General features: G+C 41.7%; 16 protein-coding genes. 4 read left to right on the plus strand and 12 right to left on the minus strand.

Annotated features, from left to right (window positions below):
- From JWR23_RS09365 to JWR23_RS09385, 5 genes are all read right to left on the minus strand, one after another.
- Positions 1–220: DEAD/DEAH box helicase (locus JWR23_RS09365; RefSeq protein WP_299515565.1), on the minus strand; the 220-nt coding region annotated here is incomplete at its 3' end.
- A 221-nt stretch (positions 221–441) separates the two neighbouring features.
- Positions 442–990: an NUDIX hydrolase gene (locus JWR23_RS09370; protein ID WP_299515567.1), complete on the minus strand. Its 549-nt coding sequence runs from the start codon at positions 988–990 to the stop codon at positions 442–444.
- A gap of 98 nt (positions 991–1,088) precedes the next feature.
- Complete coding sequence (locus tag JWR23_RS09375) at positions 1,089–1,886, minus strand: YgcG family protein (protein ID WP_299515568.1); 798 nt, start codon at positions 1,884–1,886, stop codon at positions 1,089–1,091.
- A gap of 10 nt (positions 1,887–1,896) precedes the next feature.
- Positions 1,897–2,328 carry a TPM domain-containing protein gene (locus tag JWR23_RS09380; protein WP_299515569.1) on the minus strand — a complete coding sequence of 144 codons (432 nt, stop codon included), beginning with the start codon at positions 2,326–2,328 and terminating at the stop codon, positions 1,897–1,899.
- Positions 2,329–2,424: 96 nt separating this feature from the next.
- On the minus strand, positions 2,425–3,003 hold the full coding sequence (locus JWR23_RS09385) for a LemA family protein (RefSeq protein ID WP_299515571.1): 579 nt from the start codon (positions 3,001–3,003) through the stop codon (positions 2,425–2,427).
- A gap of 442 nt (positions 3,004–3,445) precedes the next feature.
- Between JWR23_RS09385 and JWR23_RS09390 the strand changes: the two genes are divergently transcribed.
- Positions 3,446–5,734 (plus strand): GH92 family glycosyl hydrolase, encoded by a 2,289-nt coding sequence (locus JWR23_RS09390; RefSeq protein WP_299515573.1) that lies wholly within the window; start codon positions 3,446–3,448, stop codon positions 5,732–5,734.
- Between the two features lie 596 nt (positions 5,735–6,330).
- Here the strand turns inward: JWR23_RS09390 and JWR23_RS09395 are convergent.
- From JWR23_RS09395 to JWR23_RS09405, 3 genes are all read right to left on the minus strand, one after another.
- Entirely contained in the window at positions 6,331–8,877 is a 2,547-nt protein-coding gene (locus JWR23_RS09395) for an AAA family ATPase (RefSeq protein ID WP_299515574.1), read from the minus strand.
- 157 nt (positions 8,878–9,034) lie between these two features.
- Positions 9,035–9,943, minus strand: coding sequence for a serine hydrolase (locus JWR23_RS09400; protein ID WP_299515575.1), 909 nt, complete (start codon positions 9,941–9,943; stop codon positions 9,035–9,037).
- 134 nt (positions 9,944–10,077) lie between these two features.
- A complete protein-coding gene (locus JWR23_RS09405; protein WP_299515576.1) occupies positions 10,078–10,377 on the minus strand; it encodes a hypothetical protein in 300 nt (99 codons plus the stop codon).
- A gap of 160 nt (positions 10,378–10,537) precedes the next feature.
- Here JWR23_RS09405 and JWR23_RS09410 point away from each other — a divergent pair, with 160 nt between their 5' ends.
- Both JWR23_RS09410 and JWR23_RS09415 read left to right on the plus strand, forming a co-directional pair.
- Positions 10,538–10,918 (plus strand): endonuclease domain-containing protein, encoded by a 381-nt coding sequence (locus JWR23_RS09410; protein ID WP_299515577.1) that lies wholly within the window; start codon positions 10,538–10,540, stop codon positions 10,916–10,918.
- 180 nt (positions 10,919–11,098) lie between these two features.
- Positions 11,099–13,843, plus strand: coding sequence for a PQQ-dependent sugar dehydrogenase (locus JWR23_RS09415; RefSeq protein WP_299515578.1), 2,745 nt, complete (start codon positions 11,099–11,101; stop codon positions 13,841–13,843).
- Between the two features lie 129 nt (positions 13,844–13,972).
- Here JWR23_RS09415 and JWR23_RS09420 read toward each other — a convergent pair whose 3' ends face one another.
- The gene (locus tag JWR23_RS09420) at positions 13,973–14,320 is read right to left on the minus strand and encodes a hypothetical protein (protein ID WP_299515580.1); all 348 of its coding nucleotides are present in this window, start codon (positions 14,318–14,320) and stop codon (positions 13,973–13,975) included.
- Between the two features lie 92 nt (positions 14,321–14,412).
- Between JWR23_RS09420 and JWR23_RS09425 the strand changes: the two genes are divergently transcribed.
- A complete protein-coding gene (locus tag JWR23_RS09425; RefSeq protein ID WP_299515582.1) occupies positions 14,413–15,297 on the plus strand; it encodes a TIM barrel protein in 885 nt (294 codons plus the stop codon).
- Between the two features lie 4 nt (positions 15,298–15,301).
- Here the strand turns inward: JWR23_RS09425 and JWR23_RS09430 are convergent, their stop codons facing one another.
- From JWR23_RS09430 to JWR23_RS09440, 3 genes are all read right to left on the minus strand, one after another.
- Positions 15,302–15,703: a hypothetical protein gene (locus JWR23_RS09430; protein ID WP_299515584.1), complete on the minus strand. Its 402-nt coding sequence runs from the start codon at positions 15,701–15,703 to the stop codon at positions 15,302–15,304.
- An 85-nt stretch (positions 15,704–15,788) separates the two neighbouring features.
- Positions 15,789–18,509 carry a beta-galactosidase gene (locus JWR23_RS09435; protein ID WP_299515585.1) on the minus strand — a complete coding sequence of 907 codons (2,721 nt, stop codon included), beginning with the start codon at positions 18,507–18,509 and terminating at the stop codon, positions 15,789–15,791.
- 275 nt (positions 18,510–18,784) lie between these two features.
- The gene (locus tag JWR23_RS09440; RefSeq protein WP_299515586.1) at positions 18,785–20,305 is read right to left on the minus strand and encodes a Gfo/Idh/MocA family oxidoreductase; all 1,521 of its coding nucleotides are present in this window, start codon (positions 20,303–20,305) and stop codon (positions 18,785–18,787) included.
- Positions 20,306–20,435 lie beyond the last annotated feature (130 nt).

A 20,435-nucleotide genomic window follows, 5' to 3' on the forward strand; every position in this document is an offset into this window, starting at 1 on the left:
CCTGCGGATGGTTTTCTTCAAAATCCAACAATTCCAACAGTGGTAGGCCAAAGGCAGCAGTCTTACCGGTCCCGGTTTGGGCTAATCCGACAAAATCGTTGCTGCCTGTTAACAATACCGGGATTGATTGTTCCTGGATTGGTGTAGGATTTTCAAATCCTAACTCAGAGATGGCATTAACAATATCATGACGGATTCCCAGTTCAATAAATGGGTTCATGATTAAAAATAACGTATCTGGCTTCATCGCCAAATCGGGCGCAAAGGTAGGGTTTATTTTTGATAATTCAAATATCTATTTCTGGAATAAAAAGACGAAATGGAAAAAGACTTAACAAACACAGACACTATTGAGGAAGTCGGGTAAAAATATTAAGCAATGGGTTTACTTATCAGATAAACAGCTCTAAGCCTATAATAAAGCGTATTCACCTTAAAGTATTACAATTCTCCCAACTTCATAAAAGCATAAAACAACCCGGTACAATGCAGGGACTGGGCAATTTTATTATCGGCTAAAAGTTGCTTTACTTCATCTATGGAATATTCTTCAACTATTAATTCTTCGTGATCGTCTAAAGTTTGCTCCTGCACTTTAATGCCGCCTTTAGCTAAATAGCAATAGGTATGATTGTTTGAGGTTGATGGATTAGCATAAACTGTACATAGCAGCTCTATTTCATCAAACTGGTAGCCGGTTTCTTCCAGCAACTCCCGGCGCATAGCTGCAGCCGGTTCTTCGTCGCCATCAATAACACCACCCGGAATTTCTAAGGAAACAATATTTGCCGCATGGCGATATTGGCGAACCATTATAACTTTATTATCAGCAGTTAAAGCTACTCCATTTACCCAGTTAGGGTATTCTAAAACAAAATATTCATCAACAACGCGGCCATCGGGCATTTCGCATTTATCGGTGCGCAATGTTGCCCATGGGCCCTTATGTATATATTCTGAATGGCAAATTTTCCATTTAAGTTCACTCATCTTTTATAATGATTACGCTGATTTAATAATAGATTGCACCGATTTTCGGGTAGATTTAATCGATGTAATCACCTTTAATAATCAGTGCAATCTTACCTCTACCAACTTCCGCCAGATCCGCCGCCGCCAAAATCGCCGCCGCCAAAACCGCCAAAGCCACCTCCGCCACTGTCACCACCGCTGCCGCCAGAGAAACCTCCCCAACCGCCACCACCGCCACGATTACCGCCACCCAGCATTGAGCCGGCAAGAAACCACCAGAACGGACTGGCGCCCCCACGGCTGCCAATAACCTGGCCGTCGCCGCCGCCACGGTTACGAAATACAGCTATCAGTATAACTACAATTATAATAACTATAAAACCAATCGGGCTTCCGCCATTACCTTTGCTTTGACGGGCTTTCTTCTCGGCCTTGTATTCGCCTTTTGTATATTTAATAATATCATCAGTACCAGCGTCTAAGCCGCCATAATAATCACCCTGCTTAAAGCGCGGGTTCATATCATTAACACGTATTTGCTGAGTAATAATATCAGGTAATGCACCCTCAACACCATAGCCGGTTTGGATAGACAACTTGCGGTTATCCAACGCAACCAACACCATGATACCATTGTTTTTGCCTTTTTGCCCTACACCCCATGCGCGGCCAAGTTTTTGGGCGTACTCGTTAACATCATAGTCGCCAATAGATTTCATGATCACAACCGCAATTTGGGTGGAGGATGAATCATTAAAAGCAACTAATTTATTTTCAAGCCGCTGTTTTTCCTCTGCTGATAAAGTATTGGTATAATCTGTAACTATGGTGTTTGATTTGGGTGGAAAATCCTGCGCAAAAACACTTCGGGCACAAAGTAATAAGCCAACAAATAATATAATTTTTTTGAACATGGGTCTAAATTTAATCGCCATCCATAAAGGCAACATCGTCTGATAATTCGTTTTTATCCCGGTCATACGGAAAGTATTTTCCCAGTTGCCCGCCGGCAATTTTAATCCCGGTAACAATGCCTTCAACTATGTTGCCATTTTTAAAATGTTGCAGCATATCTTCCTTGGTGCTGTCCCAAAAGTTTTCGCTCACTACCTGGTTTATCCCTGCATCGCCAATAATGGCAAACTTGCGGTCTACAACGGCAACGTATATTAATACGCCATTACGCAGTTTGGTTTTATGCATATCCAATTGGTAAAAATATTTAGCCGAGCGGTCAAGCACATCTTCACTACAGGTTTTTTCAATACAAACCCGCAACTCGCCCGAAGTACATTTTTCGGCATCAGCTATCGCCTCGCGTATGCGCTGTTGCTCCTCGTCGTTAAATACTGCCATGGGGTTAGAGATTACACTGATTTTTAATAAGATTTCACCGATTAATTTTGATCACATCAATCGGTGAAATCAAAATTAATCGGTGTAATCTAAAAATTAGAATTGAACTTTCGGCGCTTTATCTGCACTTGCTTCAGCCTCAAAGTATCCTTTCTGGTTAAAGCTGAACATCTTAGCGGTAATGTTTGCCGGGAATGAACGGATCTTGGTGTTATAATCCTGCACGGCGCTGTTAAAATCGTTACGTGCAACAGTAATACGGTTCTCTGTACCTTCTATTTGTGCTTGCAGCCCCAAAAAGTTTTCGTTGGTTTTTAACTGCGGATAATTTTCGGTAACCACCATCAGTCTGCCCAAAGCAGAGCTTAATTGCCCTTGTGCAGCCTGGAAGGCCTTAATAGACTCAGGTGTTAATTTAGATGGGTCAACCTGTACAGATGTTGCTTTTGCACGGGCATTAATAACATCTGTTAAAGTGCTCTTTTCAAAATTAGCGGCACCTTTTACAGCTGCAACCAGGTTAGGTATCAGATCAGACCGGCGTTGGTACTGTGCTTGTACCACACCCCATTTGGCCTTAACGTTTTCATCCATTTGTACCATGCTGTTATAACTGCATGAGCTTAATGACATTGCTGCCACGATAACCAATATTGCCGAGAATAGCTTTTTCATTTTTTTAGTTTTTGTTTTTTTTTGTAATTAGAGCACAAAACGTATACCGTTGTTACAATTTATATTTTGTATGCCATATTGGCAAAGATGTTTGTAAATATAATTAAAAGATCGGGATCACTAACCTTCTTTACGGTAAGTGACGAAGGCAGACGCATTAAAATTTCTTTGCCCTCTTTCCGCGAAGCGAAGAGAGGGCCGACCAGCGTAGCGTAGTCGGGGTGAGTAATCGCCACCGTGCATTGGCGGTAATGTCGCCTTATTAATACTCACCCGATCATCGCTAAGCCGCTCGATCACCCTCTCTTCGCTTCGCGGAAAGAGGGTTGGGATGGTAAATATTTTTTAATGCGTCTGCCCTGTTTTAAGTGACGAAAAGCGGGTTAGAAAGTATAAGTAAGCTTTGCTTATATTTGGCTTTGATTAACTGGTCCATCTCTTCATGAAGAATATACTTACTGTCTTGCTTATTTGCACAGGCTTTATAGCCAACGCGCAAAAATCAACCGAAAATTTAATACAATATGTTAAACCCATTGTAGGTACCCAGCGCATGGGCCATACCTTCCCTGGCGCCACTGTGCCCTTTGGGATGGTGCAGCTAAGCCCCGAGACGGATACCATAGGCTATGAAATGGACGGTAAATATAACCCTGATGTTTATAAATATTGCGCGGGTTATCAATATGAAGATAAAACTATAGTAGGTTTTAGCCATACCCATTTTAGCGGTACGGGTCATTCAGATCTGGGCGATTTTTTAATTATGCCTACGATTGGTACGCTAAAGCTAAATCCCGGTACAGCAGATAAACCGCATAGCGGCTACCGCTCACCATACTCGCATCAGAATGAAGTAAGTGAGGCTAATTACTACAAAGTAAAATTGGACGAGCACAACATTATTGCCGAAATGACCACTACAACACGTGTTGGCTTTCATCAATACACTTTCCCAAAATCTGATAACGCGCATATTATTTTGGACCTGATGGCGGGCATATACAATTATCCTGATAAAAACGTGTGGACCTATTTGCGGGTGGTTAATGATACTTTGGTAATGGGTTTCCGCCAAACTAATGGCTGGGCACGCACCCGCACGCAGTATTTCGCTATGACGTTCTCTAAACCATTCATTGCCCACGGCTACAAAAATTATTCTAAACGCGAGGTGTATGGCGGTTTCTGGGGGAAATTCAATCAAACCAAAAACTTTCCTGAAATAGCCGGTAAGCAAATAAGAGCCTACTTTGATTTTAAAACAAATGAAGGCGAAAAGATAAAGATCAAATTCGCGTTATCGCCGGTTAGCATGGAGGGAGCTTTAGCCAATATGAAAGCCGAAGCCAGAACCTGGGATTTCAATAAAGTTAAAAATACAGGCCAGCAGCAATGGGAAAAAGAGCTGCATAAAATTGTAATAGCAGGCGACAAGGAAACAAAAGAAAATTTTTATACCTCCATGTACCATACCATGATAAACCCGACGGTTTATATGGATGTAGATGGCCGGTATAAAGGCTTGGATCAGAACATTCATAAAGCAAACGGTTTTACCAATTACACCACTTTTAGCTTATGGGATACCCACCGCGCGCTGCACCCCTTGTTTAATATTATTGAGCCACAGCGCAATGCCGACATGGTTAAATCCATGCTGGCGCATTACGATCAAAGCCCGGAAAACATGCTGCCGGTATGGAGCAACTCGGCTAATGAGAACTGGTGCATGAGTGGTTACCACAGTGTTTCTGTAATTGCTGACGCGATGATAAAAGGTAATGCGCCGTTTAACGTCCGTCATGCGTTAGAAGCTTGTGTAAACACGGCCCGCCATCGCGATTACCAGGGAATAGGTTACTATATGGACATGGGATATATCCCCGACGAAAAGGATGGCAACGCGGTATCATCAACTTTGGAGTATGCTTATGACGATTGGTGCATTGCGCAAATGGCTAAGAAACTGGGCAACAAGGCTATTTATAACGAGTTTAGCAAACGGGCAGAGAATTACAAAAATGTGTACGACCCTGCAACAGGTTTTATGCACCCTAAATTAGCAGATGGTACTTTCCGTAAAAAGTTTGATCCGCTTACTACTATTGGCCAGGGATTTATTGAGGGTAATGCGTGGAACTATACCTTATATGTACCGCATGACCCTGTGGGGCTGATTAAATTAATGGGCGGCAATAAGCGCTTTGTAACTTATGTAGATAGCCTGTTCAGCTTTAACCTGCCGGATAAATACTTTGCCGAAACTGAAGACATTACCCGCGACGGTATAATCGGCAATTATGTGCATGGCAACGAGCCATCACACCACGTAGCTTATTTATATAACTGGACCGATAAGCCCTGGAAAACACAGGAACGCGTACGCATGATACTGCCAAAGATGTACAAACCCACCCCGGATGGGCTGGGTGGCAATGACGATACCGGCCAGATGAGCGCCTGGTATATCTTCAGCTCGTTAGGGTTTTACCCTGTTGCGCCGGGATCAGACCAATATGCTATTGGCAGTCCGGCGGTTGATGGGGCGGTTATACAATTGGCCGGCGGTAAAACATTTACTATTCATGTAAATAACCAAAGCGCCAGGAATGTGTACGTGCAAAAGATAGTGCTAAACGGCAAACCACTAAATACCTTGTTCTTAAAACATGCTGATATTATTAATGGCGGCGAGATAACATTCTATATGGCGGCGACGCATCAATAAAAGTGTAAGTGTATACACCCATATACACTGGCAAAGCAATGACACCAAAAGATTAAATAATATTATTAATGTGTTTGGGTGCTAACTTCCTTTGGTACACAAGTTGAGCATCCGCCCGCTCAATTGCCGCGGGGGCTATTACTTTTGGCTTCAAGGGAAAAGTAACTGGTAGATGGCACGGAGCGAACAATACAGTTACCCTACGCGGCATTGTTTTGTTACACGCAAATGTGTAACAAAATGTAACAGGTGTAACAAGATTTTGACTTAAATACCTGTAAATAAGCTATTTACTAAAAAGTGATGTAACAAAATGTAACAACTTTTACGTCAGGATTTTTATGCTTAATTATTGATTAATTCATTGTAAATCAAATCATTATAAAATGGGTGATTTTTGACCAGTGAAACAAAAAAAATGGCAGATGAGACAGTCGCACTGTTTCATCTGCCGCTGTTCGATTTCCGCCTTCGGACGATTTTGTAAATAGTCTTTAGACTATTGTTAAAAAGATCATTGCGTAATGTAGTCGCAGACTACTGGCATTAGTAGTCCGAAGTTACAAACTTCGGACAGCAAGGGAATTCTCTGTTATTTAGGGGCTAAATAAGCTTCTAATTGTTTTAAATTCTGTAAAATCTCTATTTAAATCTGTTAAAGATGGATCATTGTGTATTTCCATGGGATTGCTATGGCCTTTAATATAACCACAGCATCGTTCAAATATTTCATTAAGTTTTTCTTTATTGGCATCAAGCAATTGTCCATCAACTTTGATAAACTGAGTTAGAGCAACGTTTTTTTGATATCGTTTTACTGTACCGTTAAATATTTCATGTTCAACGCACAATTCAATTGCAGACCTAAGATAGCCATATCCGTCTTCAGCCATTTCTACTTCAGGTCTATTTTTTGGGCCGTTTATTAAAACATTAATTTTGCCGATGTATGTTTTTACAGTATTTATTTCATCTGCACTATCGATTACGCCAGTTGTCTCATGCTCATTTTTAGAATTATAAAAAACAAAAAACAGCTCTTTATGTACAGGCAGAGATTTAAAATATAATAAACTGTTAAAAAGTAAAATACTATGAGTAAAAATAATTACTTGCCGAGATTTAGAAAGCGTAATAATGCGTCTTGAAAAATCATCAATTAAATGGTGATCTAAACTATTCACAGGATCATCAAAAATTACTGTCGAACTAACATTATCAAGTTGCAATTCGGTTAAAAACTCTGATAAAGCAATTGCTTTTTGTTCCCCTTCGCTCAAAATTTCAGTTAATATGTGCGATTTAACCCTTTGCTGAACTTTTGAGTTACCTCGATCTGTTGCGAAATTTAAGTCAATATTAAGGTGAGACTTTCTAAAAGCGGCTAATTCCGTCTTGAAAATAGAGTTAAAATTTTGACGGATAAGCTCTTCACGTGCCTCTGTTGTTTTTAAACTAATTGAACGAGTATTAAAGCTGCTTGAATTATTAAGAGTAGAAGATATTTTATGATTTTCTATAGTTTGTATTATTTCTGAATATTTACTAAATAGTGTTTTCCTATCTTTCAATTCATTTATTTCAGCAATTAATTCGGCTTCTTTAGCAGCAATATCATTTAAATCATTATGATGCTTAGTAATAAGCTCTGTAATGTCCAACTTTTTATCATCAAGTAATTGAATATAGTGCACATAATCAATAATAAAGTCTGGCACTTGTGTTTTATCCGTTACAATTAAATCTTTTAACTTATTTAATTCTATATTGTAATTCTGTAATTCGACGGTTTGCAATATATTTCCTTCAGCATCATATCCCCAAATAGCCTGTGATAATTTTATGTTGGCATCAAGATATATAACTTCAGCTTTGAAATGATTTATTTTCCCCTTTAATTCGTTAAGTTTTGCTTGTGCTGTATCATTTAAAAGTGTTCTATAATTCGCTATCAAATTCTTGCTCTCATTATCAAGTGTTTGTTTGCAAAATATACACGTATCTTCTTCTTGTGGATAATCTACCTTTGAAAGAATTTTAATATAATTTTCAGCTGAAGTTATAAACGATAGGAATTCTGTACTTGTATAAAATTCAATATTATAAGATTCGACTATTTCTTTTAATCCCTTTTGTGATTGATTTTCAAGCTGTTTAATGTCCTCTTTCCAAGTATGCAAATTTTCCCATGAGCTATGATTTATTACGGATTCAGTTTTTTTAATTTTACTCAGAACGTTATTAATTTCCGCTGCTTTTAGCCTTAATTCTCTCAAGGTTGCTTCAATAAGAGCCTTATTCAAAGCATTCAATTCAGTTACTTTAGCAGCAAGGCGGTTTTTACACTCCTCATCAAAATTGGAAATCGTTTTTAGATCGGTGATTAATGAGCTTTTAGATAGTTTTGATATATATGTATATTGAGGGGTATTAGGAGTTAATATTGATATCCAGTCTATCGTTGTTTTGTATTTTTGCTTTTCAGAAGTTAATAATAGCGTAAGCGCATTTAATTCATCTGTTACTAAATTAAATAACTCAAAACCAATCGGAGTAACTACAAGTTGACGATCGGATAATGAAATAGCAACACAGTGATTATTAAATACTGAAATACTATCAAGATCTATTGACCTGTTGGCACCGGTCCATAAAAAACTTTTTTTAATGCCATTCGCTTCAAAATCGATTTTAGCTGATTTTAATTCAACCGAAGGATTATAGACGTTTGGGTGTATTGTTCCGCTTGTTTCATAGCTAAATCCTAACGCTTTTAAAATTCTACTATACCCTGTTTTTCCAGTGCCATTTTCACCATAAACCACGGTAACATTTTCAGAAAAATTTATTGTTTGATTTTTAGCTAATCTATTTACTCCCGTTACTTCAGACAATGTTGATATTTTTATTGATTTATTAGAATTTGTATATATGGGCTTTACTATATTTATAGAAGGTAATCCACTATGTAATTTAAGTGATTGTAAGAAATACTGAAAAATAGTTATTCGTTCTTGTTGCGTTAAACACGAAGAAGATGTTAAAATATTATCCAATAATAACTTTGCCCATTCCCCATTAATTTCTGCCCATTCCCATAAGAAATCAATAACTTCTTTTTTTGCATTTGTAGTCGATGCCATATTTTATATGTTAATAGAAGTACGTCGCTGTACAATAATTAGAGCTAATAATAGAAATGTACATAGTCTGAATAATCATTAAATTTACACTTAATTTTGTAGTTTATACCCTCGCTGTTCGAAGTCTCCGAACAGCAAGGCACACCCACCCTCACTCTTACTCATTCAGCATATACCTCCCAATCCCCTCTACAGGTACCCATTTATCTTTGGGCTCATAATAATGATATAACAGGGCAGATACCTTGCGTATCAGCTGGTCCGCTTCGTTAGTGGGGGTCCAGCTTTGGTCCTTATTGTTTTTTGTGGTGATGCAAAAAACGTAGTCGCCATGCGGGGCGTTTACCAGCACAGTTTCAGACCGCGACGCGTTCACCATCCCCTGTTTACTTATAGCATGCACATAAGGCGGTATTTGCGACAGTGCGCGTTCGTCCCAATAAATACGGCCCATGTTGCGGTACATCCGTTCGCTGGCTGCGGCGCTAACAGCCTTGCCCTGGCGTATCATGGTGAACAACCGGCACATTTCGTAAGGCGATGTCATACCCCAGCCATATAGCTTTTGCATGGCTTGCCTGCCGGCGGTGCGGCTGTTTACACGGGTGGCCGTAAAGCCATTTTGGCTTAGCCAATTATTAATGTACTCGCCGCCAACAAGCTTTTGCAGCCACAGGCTGGCCGTATTATCGCTCATGGTTATCATCAGCATGGCTACTTTGCTTAGGGCAATAGTATCCTTATCTTTAAACGACCCCAAAATATCATTGCCGGCATATAGCAGCGAGTCGCGGTATACCAGTTTTTGGTTGTATTGCAGCTGGCCCTTTTCAATTTTATCCATCACCCCGCATTGAATGCTCACTTTTATCATACTGGCAGTGGGGAACAGCGTATCCGCGTCAATAGCTGCCGTTTTGCCCGTCTTCAGGTTTTGCACATATACGCCCGCTTGCCCGTTAAACCCTTTTAAAAGATCCTGCAATTTGGCAGTAAGTTTGGCATCTGTTTGCGCAAAACCTGCCGAAGCGATAAACAGCAGCAGGATAAGTAGCTTATATTTCATAATTGTGATTGTTGATTTCGACAGTGTAAAGACCTACGAGGTTTTTGAAATTCGCAGGTCTCAATTCAGCTATTCATATCCTTTACTCATCCCCCCATTAACCAACCGCCATATCCCTAACGGATTATCATTCTTCAATTCATCGGGCAATAAAGCCTGCGGCATGCATCTTTTGATTCCTCTATGCGGGCAGTACGACTGCGAAAATACGTAACACCCGATGCCCAAACCTCCTGGCCGAAAATAGGCGCGAGTGTGTCGCTTTCAATAGCCTCAGCCAAAGTATTATCATGCTTTAAATCAGACAGCTCCCCGCTTACTTTTTTAAAAAGTTGCTCACGGTTAACAAACGCGTCCCAATTGGTTTCTTTTGATAGAAAAAACTGTTCATTATGATTAATGATGATGCCTTTTTTAGTGTTGTAAATTTTCAATTTAGTTAGGCTTAAAATTTAGTTGAAGATAATAGTTTATTGAGAAAATATACAATGAAACAATGTTTTCCGGGGCCTGTACTCAACTCACCCCCTGGCCCCCTCTCTTAAGAAGAGAGGGGGAAGCATGATTTATAAAAGTAAATTTTTATCTTCAATCATGTTATCAATTAAGGAACTATGCCGCGAACTCAGACAAAGGCAAACCCCCGCTGAAGAAATTTTATGGTACCATTTGCGAAACAGAAATTTAACTGGTAAAAAATTTCAACGACAATACCCGCTATGTGTTCTGTATGCACTTGGACGAAGAGCATATTATATACCTGACTTTTATTGTCACGAAGCGAAATTGGTGATTGAGGCGGACGGACCTATACATGATTTTAAAAAGGAATATGATAAAAACCGGGACGAGGTAATGGTCTCATTGGGACTAAGTATTCTCAGATTCAGCAATGACGATATTATAAATCAAACGCAAAAGGTTTTGGACGAGATAGCTCAATACATAAAGAATTATCCCTCCCTCTCTTCTTAAGAGAGGGATGTCGAGCATAGCGAGACAGGGTGAGTTGCCGCCGGATGACAATGACATATAGGTGTTCCTCCATAACATTTTCCTTACAAAACACCATTAGTTAATAACTGTTATACATCAGCGTTTAAGTGTTGGTGCGCATTTATTATATTTACAGCCCGTAATAACCAATTAACCATTATGTTTAGCAACAAACCTGTTATCAAAATATCTGCCATAGTATTGTTTTTAGCCGCCGCGTTATTGTTCGCGTTTACCGGCGATGAACCTAAAAAACCCGACGAGAGCCGCTTTACCCCGGTAACCCTTACCCAACCCGGCGAACTGGATGAACCTAATACCTTCGAGGTGTTAAGCGATGGCCGTGTTTTGATAAGTGAACGCAAAGGTGCCATCAAATTATTCGACCCCATTACCAAAATGGTGAAAGTGGTTGCCACCCTGCCGGTTAATACCAAATATACCAGCGCAAGGGGTAAGGTTACCGAAGCCGAAGAAGGCTTAATGGGACTTACTGTTGACCCTGATTTTAATAAGAACCATTGGATATATACCTTTTACTCGCATCCGACAGAAAAAAAATGGATGCTTACCCGCTGGAAATTTGAGAATGATGCTTTAGTGGCAGGTTCAGAAAAAGTATTACTGCAGTTTGAGAGCCAGCGCGAAGTTTGCTGCCATACCGGCGGCGGCATGACCTGGGATGCCAAACATGACCTATATCTTACCATTGGTAATAACACAGGCGCGTTGCTGTCTTCATCAACAGATGAGCGCCCTGATAAACTGCACTGGGACGATCAGCGTGGCACCGCGAATACCAATAGCCTGTTAGGTAAAATATTAAAGATACATCCCGAAGCGAATGGCACCTACACCATCCCGGCGGGCAACCTGTTCCCGAAAGGAATGGATAAAACACGCCCTGAGATTTATACAATGGGTCACCGTAACCCGTGGCGACCATCTATTGACAGTAAAACCGGTTGGTTATATTGGGGCGATATTGGTCCGGATGCAACCGAGGACAGCGACCTGGGCCCCAAAGGCTATGACGAGCTGAACCAGGCCCGCAAACCGGGATTTTTTGGCTGGCCATATTTTGTTGGCCCTAACGCGGCCTTCCCTATTTTTGATTATGTAAACGGCGAGGCGGGACCTAAAAAAGATCCCAATAAACCCATTAATAATTCGGTTAACAATACCGGTTTAAAAGAACTGCCTGCAGTAGCGCCGCCATTTATTTATTATCCTTATTCAGCTTCGCCGGAGTTTCCGTTGGTGGGTACCGGCAGCCGCAGTTCGGTTGGGGGGCCCATATATCACCGTTCTGATCGTCCGCTTGCCAAACGTCCGTGGCCGGCTTATTATGAAGGCAAATGGCTGGCAACCGACCTGGCGCGCGGCTGGATCATGTCGATCTCTATGAAAGCTAATGGCGATTATAAGGGCATGGAGCAGTTCTTGCCAGGCTATCACCCTATTGAGCCCATAGATATGAAATTTGGCCCGGATGGCGACCTGTATGTATTAGAATATGGCAGTGTTTGGTTCGGCAAAAGCGATAATGCCAAATTAGTGCGGATTGAATATAACGCGGGCAACCGTAAACCAACCGTAATGGCATCTACTAATAAACAGGGTGGTACGGTTCCGTTAAATATTACACTGTCATCTGCCGGAACCTACGATGCAGACGGCGATGCCTTAAAATATAGCTGGAAGGTAACAACCGCAGGCGCGCAGCCTAAAATATATCCAACTGCAAACCCGGCTATAACATTAACCAAGCCCGGCGTTTATATGGCTACCCTAACTGTAACTGATGCGAAGGGCGCAAGCAACAGTAAATCTGTAAAAATAATTGCGGGCAATGAGGCGCCTGTAGTAAAAGTCGACCTGGATAATAACACTTCCTTCTACTTTAATAACAAGCCGATAAATTATACCGTAAATGTAAATGATAAAGAAGATGGCAGCTTAGTTGCAGGCACTATTAGTCCGGCGCAGGTTTCTATGAGCATTAATTATACATCCGAAGGCTTTGATTATGTGCAGGTAGCGCAGGAGCAAAGCAGCGTTGATGCTTCCACACAGTTTGCGGTGGCTATTGCCTTGATGAGCCATGCCGATTGTAAAAATTGCCATAGCGTTAATGCCGTAAATGTAGCGCCAAGCTTTACTGATATATCTGCCAAATACAAAGATAGCCCTGCCGAGATTGAGCGTTTGGCACATACCATCCGCAACGGTGGCAGCGGCCATTGGAACAGGCCGATTGCTATGCCTGCCCATCCCGGCATTACGTTAAATGACGCGCGTACCATTGTGAATTACATCATTAACGTTACTAATAACAACATTAATACCATGCCGGTAAAAGGCACTTATACGCCTAAAGTAGCTGCCGAAGATAATGGTAACGGCTCTTACATCATCCGCGCGGCATATACGGATAGGGGCAATAAAAACATCCCAAAACAAACTACGGTATCAACTATTGTTTTACATAACCCGCAGGTATGGGCGGCCACCGCGCCTATCATGAAGAATGCCGCTACCAAAGTTAATGGCTTAGATGGCACCACAAATGTTGTTGCTCGCAAGGATGGCTACATCGCCTTTAAAAAATTGGATATGACCGGTATTAAACAACTGGAGCTGGCAGCCACCGCAACCGCGTTAGAAAACAATCCGGGTGGAACGATAGAAGTCAGATTAGATTCGCCAACCGGAATCCTGTTGGGCCAAACCCAATTTGAGCAACTGGACCAAAAACCTAAAAGCTTAAATTGGATAAAAACCGATATTAAAGAAAGCGCCGGCATGCACGATGTGTACTTTGTGTTTAAGAATGATAAGGCCAAAGCTATTGACGCGTTGCTGTTATTTAGCGCGATAAGGTTTGAGGATGAGAAGAAATAATAATATAACCTGTCATTTCGACGAGGTACGAGGAGAACTATCTCTTGAGCGATAGCGAAAAAATCTATACAATTACTATTTGCGCGTGTATAGATTTCTCACTACGTTCGATGACAGGTTATATTATTATTACTTAACCCTATTCAAAATCCCACTAAAATTCATGCCCTGAAAAACTACGGTAACATTCATTTTATCCCCGTCTATTTTCCCTTTTACAGACGATACAGCGAGGCCGTTATAGGTAAATGGTTTAAATACAATATCATTGCCGGTTATAACGCCGTTATTTAGGGGGATATCGCCTATTTCGGTGGTTACTGTTCCGCTAACTTTGCCGTTGTCTTCCTTCATGTTTACGGTAACATCATACAACAGGGCGATGGTACCTGCCCACCTGCCGCTAACGCTATTAGCGTAACATACGGTAGCGATCAGTACAACACTAAACAACAGCAATACACACTTCTTCTTCATACCCATTTCTATTTCAGACAAAAATAAACTATTGACGTTTAATGCACTCAAAAAATTATACAGTATATATGAAAATAGGGTAATTTTAGCATATGAAATCTTCGTCAGGTCGCAGATCGGCAATAAAGAATATATTGGCAGGCACCGGGGCATTGGCTGCTGCTGGTACACTATCTGCTTTTCAATCTGCGGACGAAAAGCCTTACACACTAAAAGGCAACATTAATCATTCGGCTTGCAGATGGTGTTTCAGGGATATTCCGTTAGAACAGTTCTGCGCTGAAGCCAAAGCAATGGGACTTAAAGGCATTGACCTGGTTGGCCCGGAAGACTGGCCGACTTTAAAAAAGCACGGGCTCTATTCGTCCATGTGCAATGGTGCCGAGATCAGCATCCCGCGCGGGTGGAACGATAAACAATATCACGAACTGCTAATAGAAAAGTATACCGCTATGATACCCAAAGTGGCTGCAGCAGGGTACAAAAACCTGATATGCTTTAGCGGCAACCGAGATGGAAAGGATGATGAAACCGGTTGGGCCAATTGCGTTGAAGGCCTAAAAAACATACTGCCACTTGCCGAAAAACATGGCGTAGTAATCTGTATGGAACTGCTTAACAGCAAGCTCACCCATAAGGATTATCAATGCGACCATACCTCGTGGGGTATAGAGCTGGTGAAACGCCTGGGATCAGAAAATTTTAGGTTATTATATGATATCTTTCACATGCAGATGGATGAGGGGGATGTAATAGGCACCATACAGGCCAATCATCAACATATAGCTCATTACCATGTGGCCGGTGTACCCGGCAGGCATGAGCCCGACGAAACACAGGAACTGTATTACCCCGCCATTATGAAAGCCATATTAGCCACGGGCTTTAAAGGCTATGTTGCCCAGGAGTACCTGCCAAAAAATCCGAACAAAAAAATAGCCTCTTTAAAAGAGGCTATCAAAATTTGCGATGTTTAATTTCTTATTTAGCTTGCCTAAGTGTCGCTTTAATAGTTTGGGTACCAAAAGTAGTGGTCAGCACTAATTTATCATCAGTAATTGTGCCTTTGTACATAACAGGTTTGCCGTTAAAATTGGTGGTGAATGAAATATCATTTCCACTAATTTTACCATCTGTAATAGTATTTTTACCCATTTGTGCTGCCACAAAAGGGGTATAGCCTGCATCATCAGGGTTTTCAGATTTTGGGTTATTATCAACTAACGCAAAAACACCGGTTAATTTATCACCGTCAACTTTTAGCGTCAACGTTAAATTATACTGTCCTTCAACAAGTCCCTTCCAAACACCGTCTACACTTGCTGCTAAACATACCGTAACTACGGTAAGCAATAAAACGACTGATAACAATATTTTTTTCATTATTTTAAAATTGGTTTGTATTTACTTATTCGTTCGATCACAAAATTATCAAATTTCCCTGAGATTCTCTTGTAACAGTTTCGTTTTAAAAGTGTAACGTTTGCACATTACGGCTGGCCGCTACCTCTGCTTCAACAGAAACCTTGTTTGGCAACACACCATTTTCATCATATATAACCAGTTTATTAACTCCGGGTTTTAACCAGCACCCGGGGATATACAATCCGTTTATTTTTATCTTTTCGGGATATCGCCCCAAATTATGCCCGTTAACCCAAGCAGAGCCGTAACTTAAACGGGTAGTATTAACCCGCCATATAGGGTGAGAGCCTTTTAAAACCGGAAGGTTTAATGTGGTGCGATAATAGTGCGGCACATTTGAAAAAACATGGGTGTTATTCTGAGCCTGTAAAAGGGTGTGCGTAATGGCCTTCCCCGCATATCCTTCCCCAGGGCTGCCAATGACAGCGCTCTTTTGAACTTCTCCTCTTGAGAGGGGGTGCGGCCGGCGGCGCGATTGCAGGGGTGTATTATTCGTGCGTAAAGGACACACCCCTCCACCCCTCTCAAGAGGGGAATCGCACGGGGCCGGTCCGCCTTTCATGCGCCATTTGTTTACTGCAATAAGCGGCCCTGATCCATCTGCCTTTTGCAAGGTTACCGGGCCAGAAAGCCCTTTGGCATCAATGGTGTCTATTTCGCCTACACGGAATATCAATTTATTCCGCCCGTCATGTGCTGCAAATACCGCAATGGTATGATCCACGCCTGCCGTCAAATTTAAGGTAGGGGTTTTATTAAATACCGTCCCCGTATCTATTCGTTTGCCATCTAAAAATAATTCGGCTCTATCGCGAACATTTTTAAATTTCAATATATAATTGCCCGTTTCGGCTACTTTTATTTTTTTGCGATACCAGGCATTGGCTGTTATATCGCCGTCGGCTCCCATTTGCAGCGGGTTATCACTTTGTTTCCAACCGCTATCATCGTAGCCGGGGAGCGCTGCTGACGAAGCGTCTTTAACCTGCCATACACCTAACTTTAGTTTGACTATATGTTGAGCAGTTTGTGGTTTTTGATTTATTTTAATAACTGCCCCTGTTGGTTTAAATATCCATGTTGGGGAAGTACTTTTATCTGCCCACGGGTGCTCAATGAGCAAACTCAATTTGTTGTTTTTGCCAATCAGATCAGCAGCATAATCCGGGCCGATAACGATATGTGTTTGTCCGCCTGTTTCTGCAAACCAGCTATGAGAGGCAAGTACATTGTTAACTGTTATTATCCTGATACGTTGACCGCCTGCTTCAAAGTTATATGCTAAAGGTGATGAACCTATTTTAGCATTAAAGCTCATTATATCATCAACCATTTTAAAATTGGAAGCGCCTTTAATGATCTTAGCATCTTTTGGCATATTAAAATATAATTGGGCCGACGATCCGGCATCACCGTAAAGCAATATTGTAGTTGTATTTTCTTGCGAAATAATGCCATAAATTCTTGTTGGTGCCCACGCCAGTTTAACTTGTGGTGTTAATTGATAATCATGCACAACCGGCATAATTTCGCCGGGTGCCAGTTTAATTTCTGCGGATGTTTTAACGGTACCATTTGTGGGCGGGTGCAATTTAAATTGATGGGCAACAGAATCAGCATTATCCAAAAAAGCTATTGTCCCCGCCGGGCTTTTGCGAGCGGTAATTTTTATAGCGGTGTCTGATACGGTTGGTTTGCCATCATCCGCATTGATGCTATTTGCCAATATACTTTGGAAGCTCCGCGCAAACCAATTGGCGCGCTTAAAACTATAATACAACGGGCGCAGATCGCCTGCCTGACCAACGGATGCGCCATAATCATAGGATGCGGCGTTATCCCTATCGTTATTATAATCAAAGTTTGTGCCGCCATGCGCCATATATACATTGTAGCCATTGCCGCCATGGGCTATTATTTTCCAGGTGCGGCGATCGTACAGGGTCGAGTCCTGCTCCTGCGGACCATAATTTAAATACCAAACGCCCCAGTACTCGGTAGAGAACCAGGGATTGGGGCGTTTGGGATCATCCAAATTACTTACATCCCCGGCAGGGTCATTGCCCGAATGCAGTCCGCTAAAAAAATACGGCACTTCTAATCCTAAGGAAATTGTTTTATTTATCAGGTGTCTAAAATAATTGTTAGGGGTAACCGTACCCCATGCCGCGCGGTGCTCATTTTCTAACTGTACCATAATAACAGAGCCACCATGGTTAATCTGGTTATGGGTTACTATGGGCATTAACTTGTCAAAAAACTTGTCAACTGCTGATAAAAACTTCAGATTATCTTCGCGTACCCGCAAACCGGGTTTAAATTTTAACCAGATGGGGAAACCGCCCATGTTCCATTCGCCACAATAATAGGGGCCAATGCGAACAATGGCATACATGTCCATATCCTTTATCATTTTTAAAAATGCGTTAAGGTCATGATCGCCGGTGAAATTGAATTGACCCTCTTTTGGCTCGTGAAAATTCCAGAAAGTATACATTTCTATCGCGTTAAACCCGGCACGCTTTAAGCGCAATAAGCGGTCATGCCAAAGCGCGCGTGGCACACGGGCGTATTCCATTCCGGCTGATGTTATAAATGTTCGTTTGCCGTTGATTAAAAATCCCCGGGCATCATAATCAATATAAGGTTTGGCTTTGGGTGATGATGGAAAAATATGGTCATTGCGGGATGGGGTGCCTACGCCGGATTGAGCGCTGGTTTTTATAGCTATAGCTAATAAAATGACGAATAAAATATTCCGCATAAAAATAATCTTTAGCGCAATTCCCTCCCAACGGGAGGGGTGCTGTTGGTTGTGTAGTGGCAGGGAGGGGTTTCGCCGATATACATCATGTTCATTAAACCCCTTCCTCCCCTTCCCAAGGGAAGGAATCGCACAAGCCGTGCTCTCTATAACGTGATTTGACGACACCCTTATTATTAGTAGTAGCAATCATTCTGCTAATTTAAAACAACCATTTAACAAAAAAGGAGGCAACTTGTAGCAAGCGCCTCCTTTTTAATATTAAGAGCGGTAAATTATACGCCGCTAAGTTTCCATGGATCCCTGTACTGGCGTTTAACAAATTGATTTACTTCGTCAACATTGGTAACCTTCAGGTTTACAGCATCATAATTAAGATTAATGTAACGCGCTGGGTACGATGTGCGTTTACGTCCTAAACTATCGGCACCTGCACCTGTTTCAGAGGCTTTAGGAACATTAACGCCACGTATAGCTAAGTTACACATCAGCATGGCTTCGGTCAATAAAGCCGCCTCTTCAAACGGAGAGCTGGTTTTCATATTGCCATAACCTGCCAAGCACGCTTCAACCCATTGGGCATAATGGCCGTCTGTACTGCCTTTTACCCTATCATATTTTTGTGGAACGTTTACTTCATCCATGCGTGAAACCGGTAATAAACGGGCTCTTGCAGCATAGCAGCCGGCCATCATTTTACCTTTGGTGCCTATAAACAACATTCCACCGTCGCGCATTTGTCCGCCACCCCATAATTCACTTGGATCTAATTCTTCAGGGCGTGGAGGTATTATACCGCCATCCATCCAGTGTACTTTTACCGGCCCTTTTGTTTTATCGGATTTAGGGAAAGTCATGATCGTATAGCTTGAAGCAGGGCCTGTATCAAATGAACCTCCGCCACCTACGCTTGTTTGAACGGATGATACATACTGTAAGCCTAATACTTTCATTGGTCCATGTAAAATGTGTGCACCCATATCACCTAATACACCGGTGCCATAATCCCACCATCCGCGCCAGTTAAATGGCAATACGTTAATGCCACCAGGTTGATCTGTACCTATCGGGAAAGGTTTAGCTGGTGCTGTGCCTTGCCATAAATCCCAGTTTAAAGTACTTGGCGGGGTAGCCGATTGTTTAGGCCATTGCAAGCCGTTTGGCGTATTTGCCTGGTGATCTCCCTGTGGCCAAACCGGGCGGTCTGTCCAGCAGTATACTTCGGTTACATCACCAATTACGCCTGCTTCATACCATTCCATCATTTGTCTAACACCGTCAGCTGATGAGCCCTGGTTTCCCATTTGGGTTTGTACTTTATATTTATGCCCCATGTTGGCCAGCATACGCGCTTCGTACACATCATGGGCCATTGGTTTTTGTATCCAGGTATGTTTTTTTAACTGCATTGCTGCCGAACCAACTACCGCGTGGGTATGATCCGGCGTAGCGATGTGTACCGCGTCGAAGTTTTTATGTTCTTTCTCAAACATCTCTCTCCAATCGATATAACGCTTAGCATCCGGGTATTGGTTAAATACCTTAGCCGCTTTAACTGCATCCACATCGCATAAAAATGCCGATTTAGCTTTACCGCTTTTAACAAAGGCGGCGATATCGCTGTCTCCTTTTCCGCCGATACCCACACTGGCAATATAAAGGGTATCACTTGGTGCCCTAAAGCCTTTACCAAGCACAAAACGCGGCACAATAGTAAAAGCAGCAGCAGCAAGAGCGCCCTGCTTCACAAAATTTCTGCGTGAAGTGGCCCCTCCTTTTTCTTCATTTTCTTTCATGTTTATTAGTTTTAATTAGTTGTTGTTTTTTAGCTTATACTTGTCAAAAAAGGTTTAAAATACGTTATATAGAATAAATGACGATCTTAAACAGTTAATTCCTGAACGGCTTTTATAATTGGTTTTAATT

The organism is Mucilaginibacter sp., assembly GCF_028288205.1.
Lineage (GTDB): Bacteria > Bacteroidota > Bacteroidia > Sphingobacteriales > Sphingobacteriaceae > Mucilaginibacter.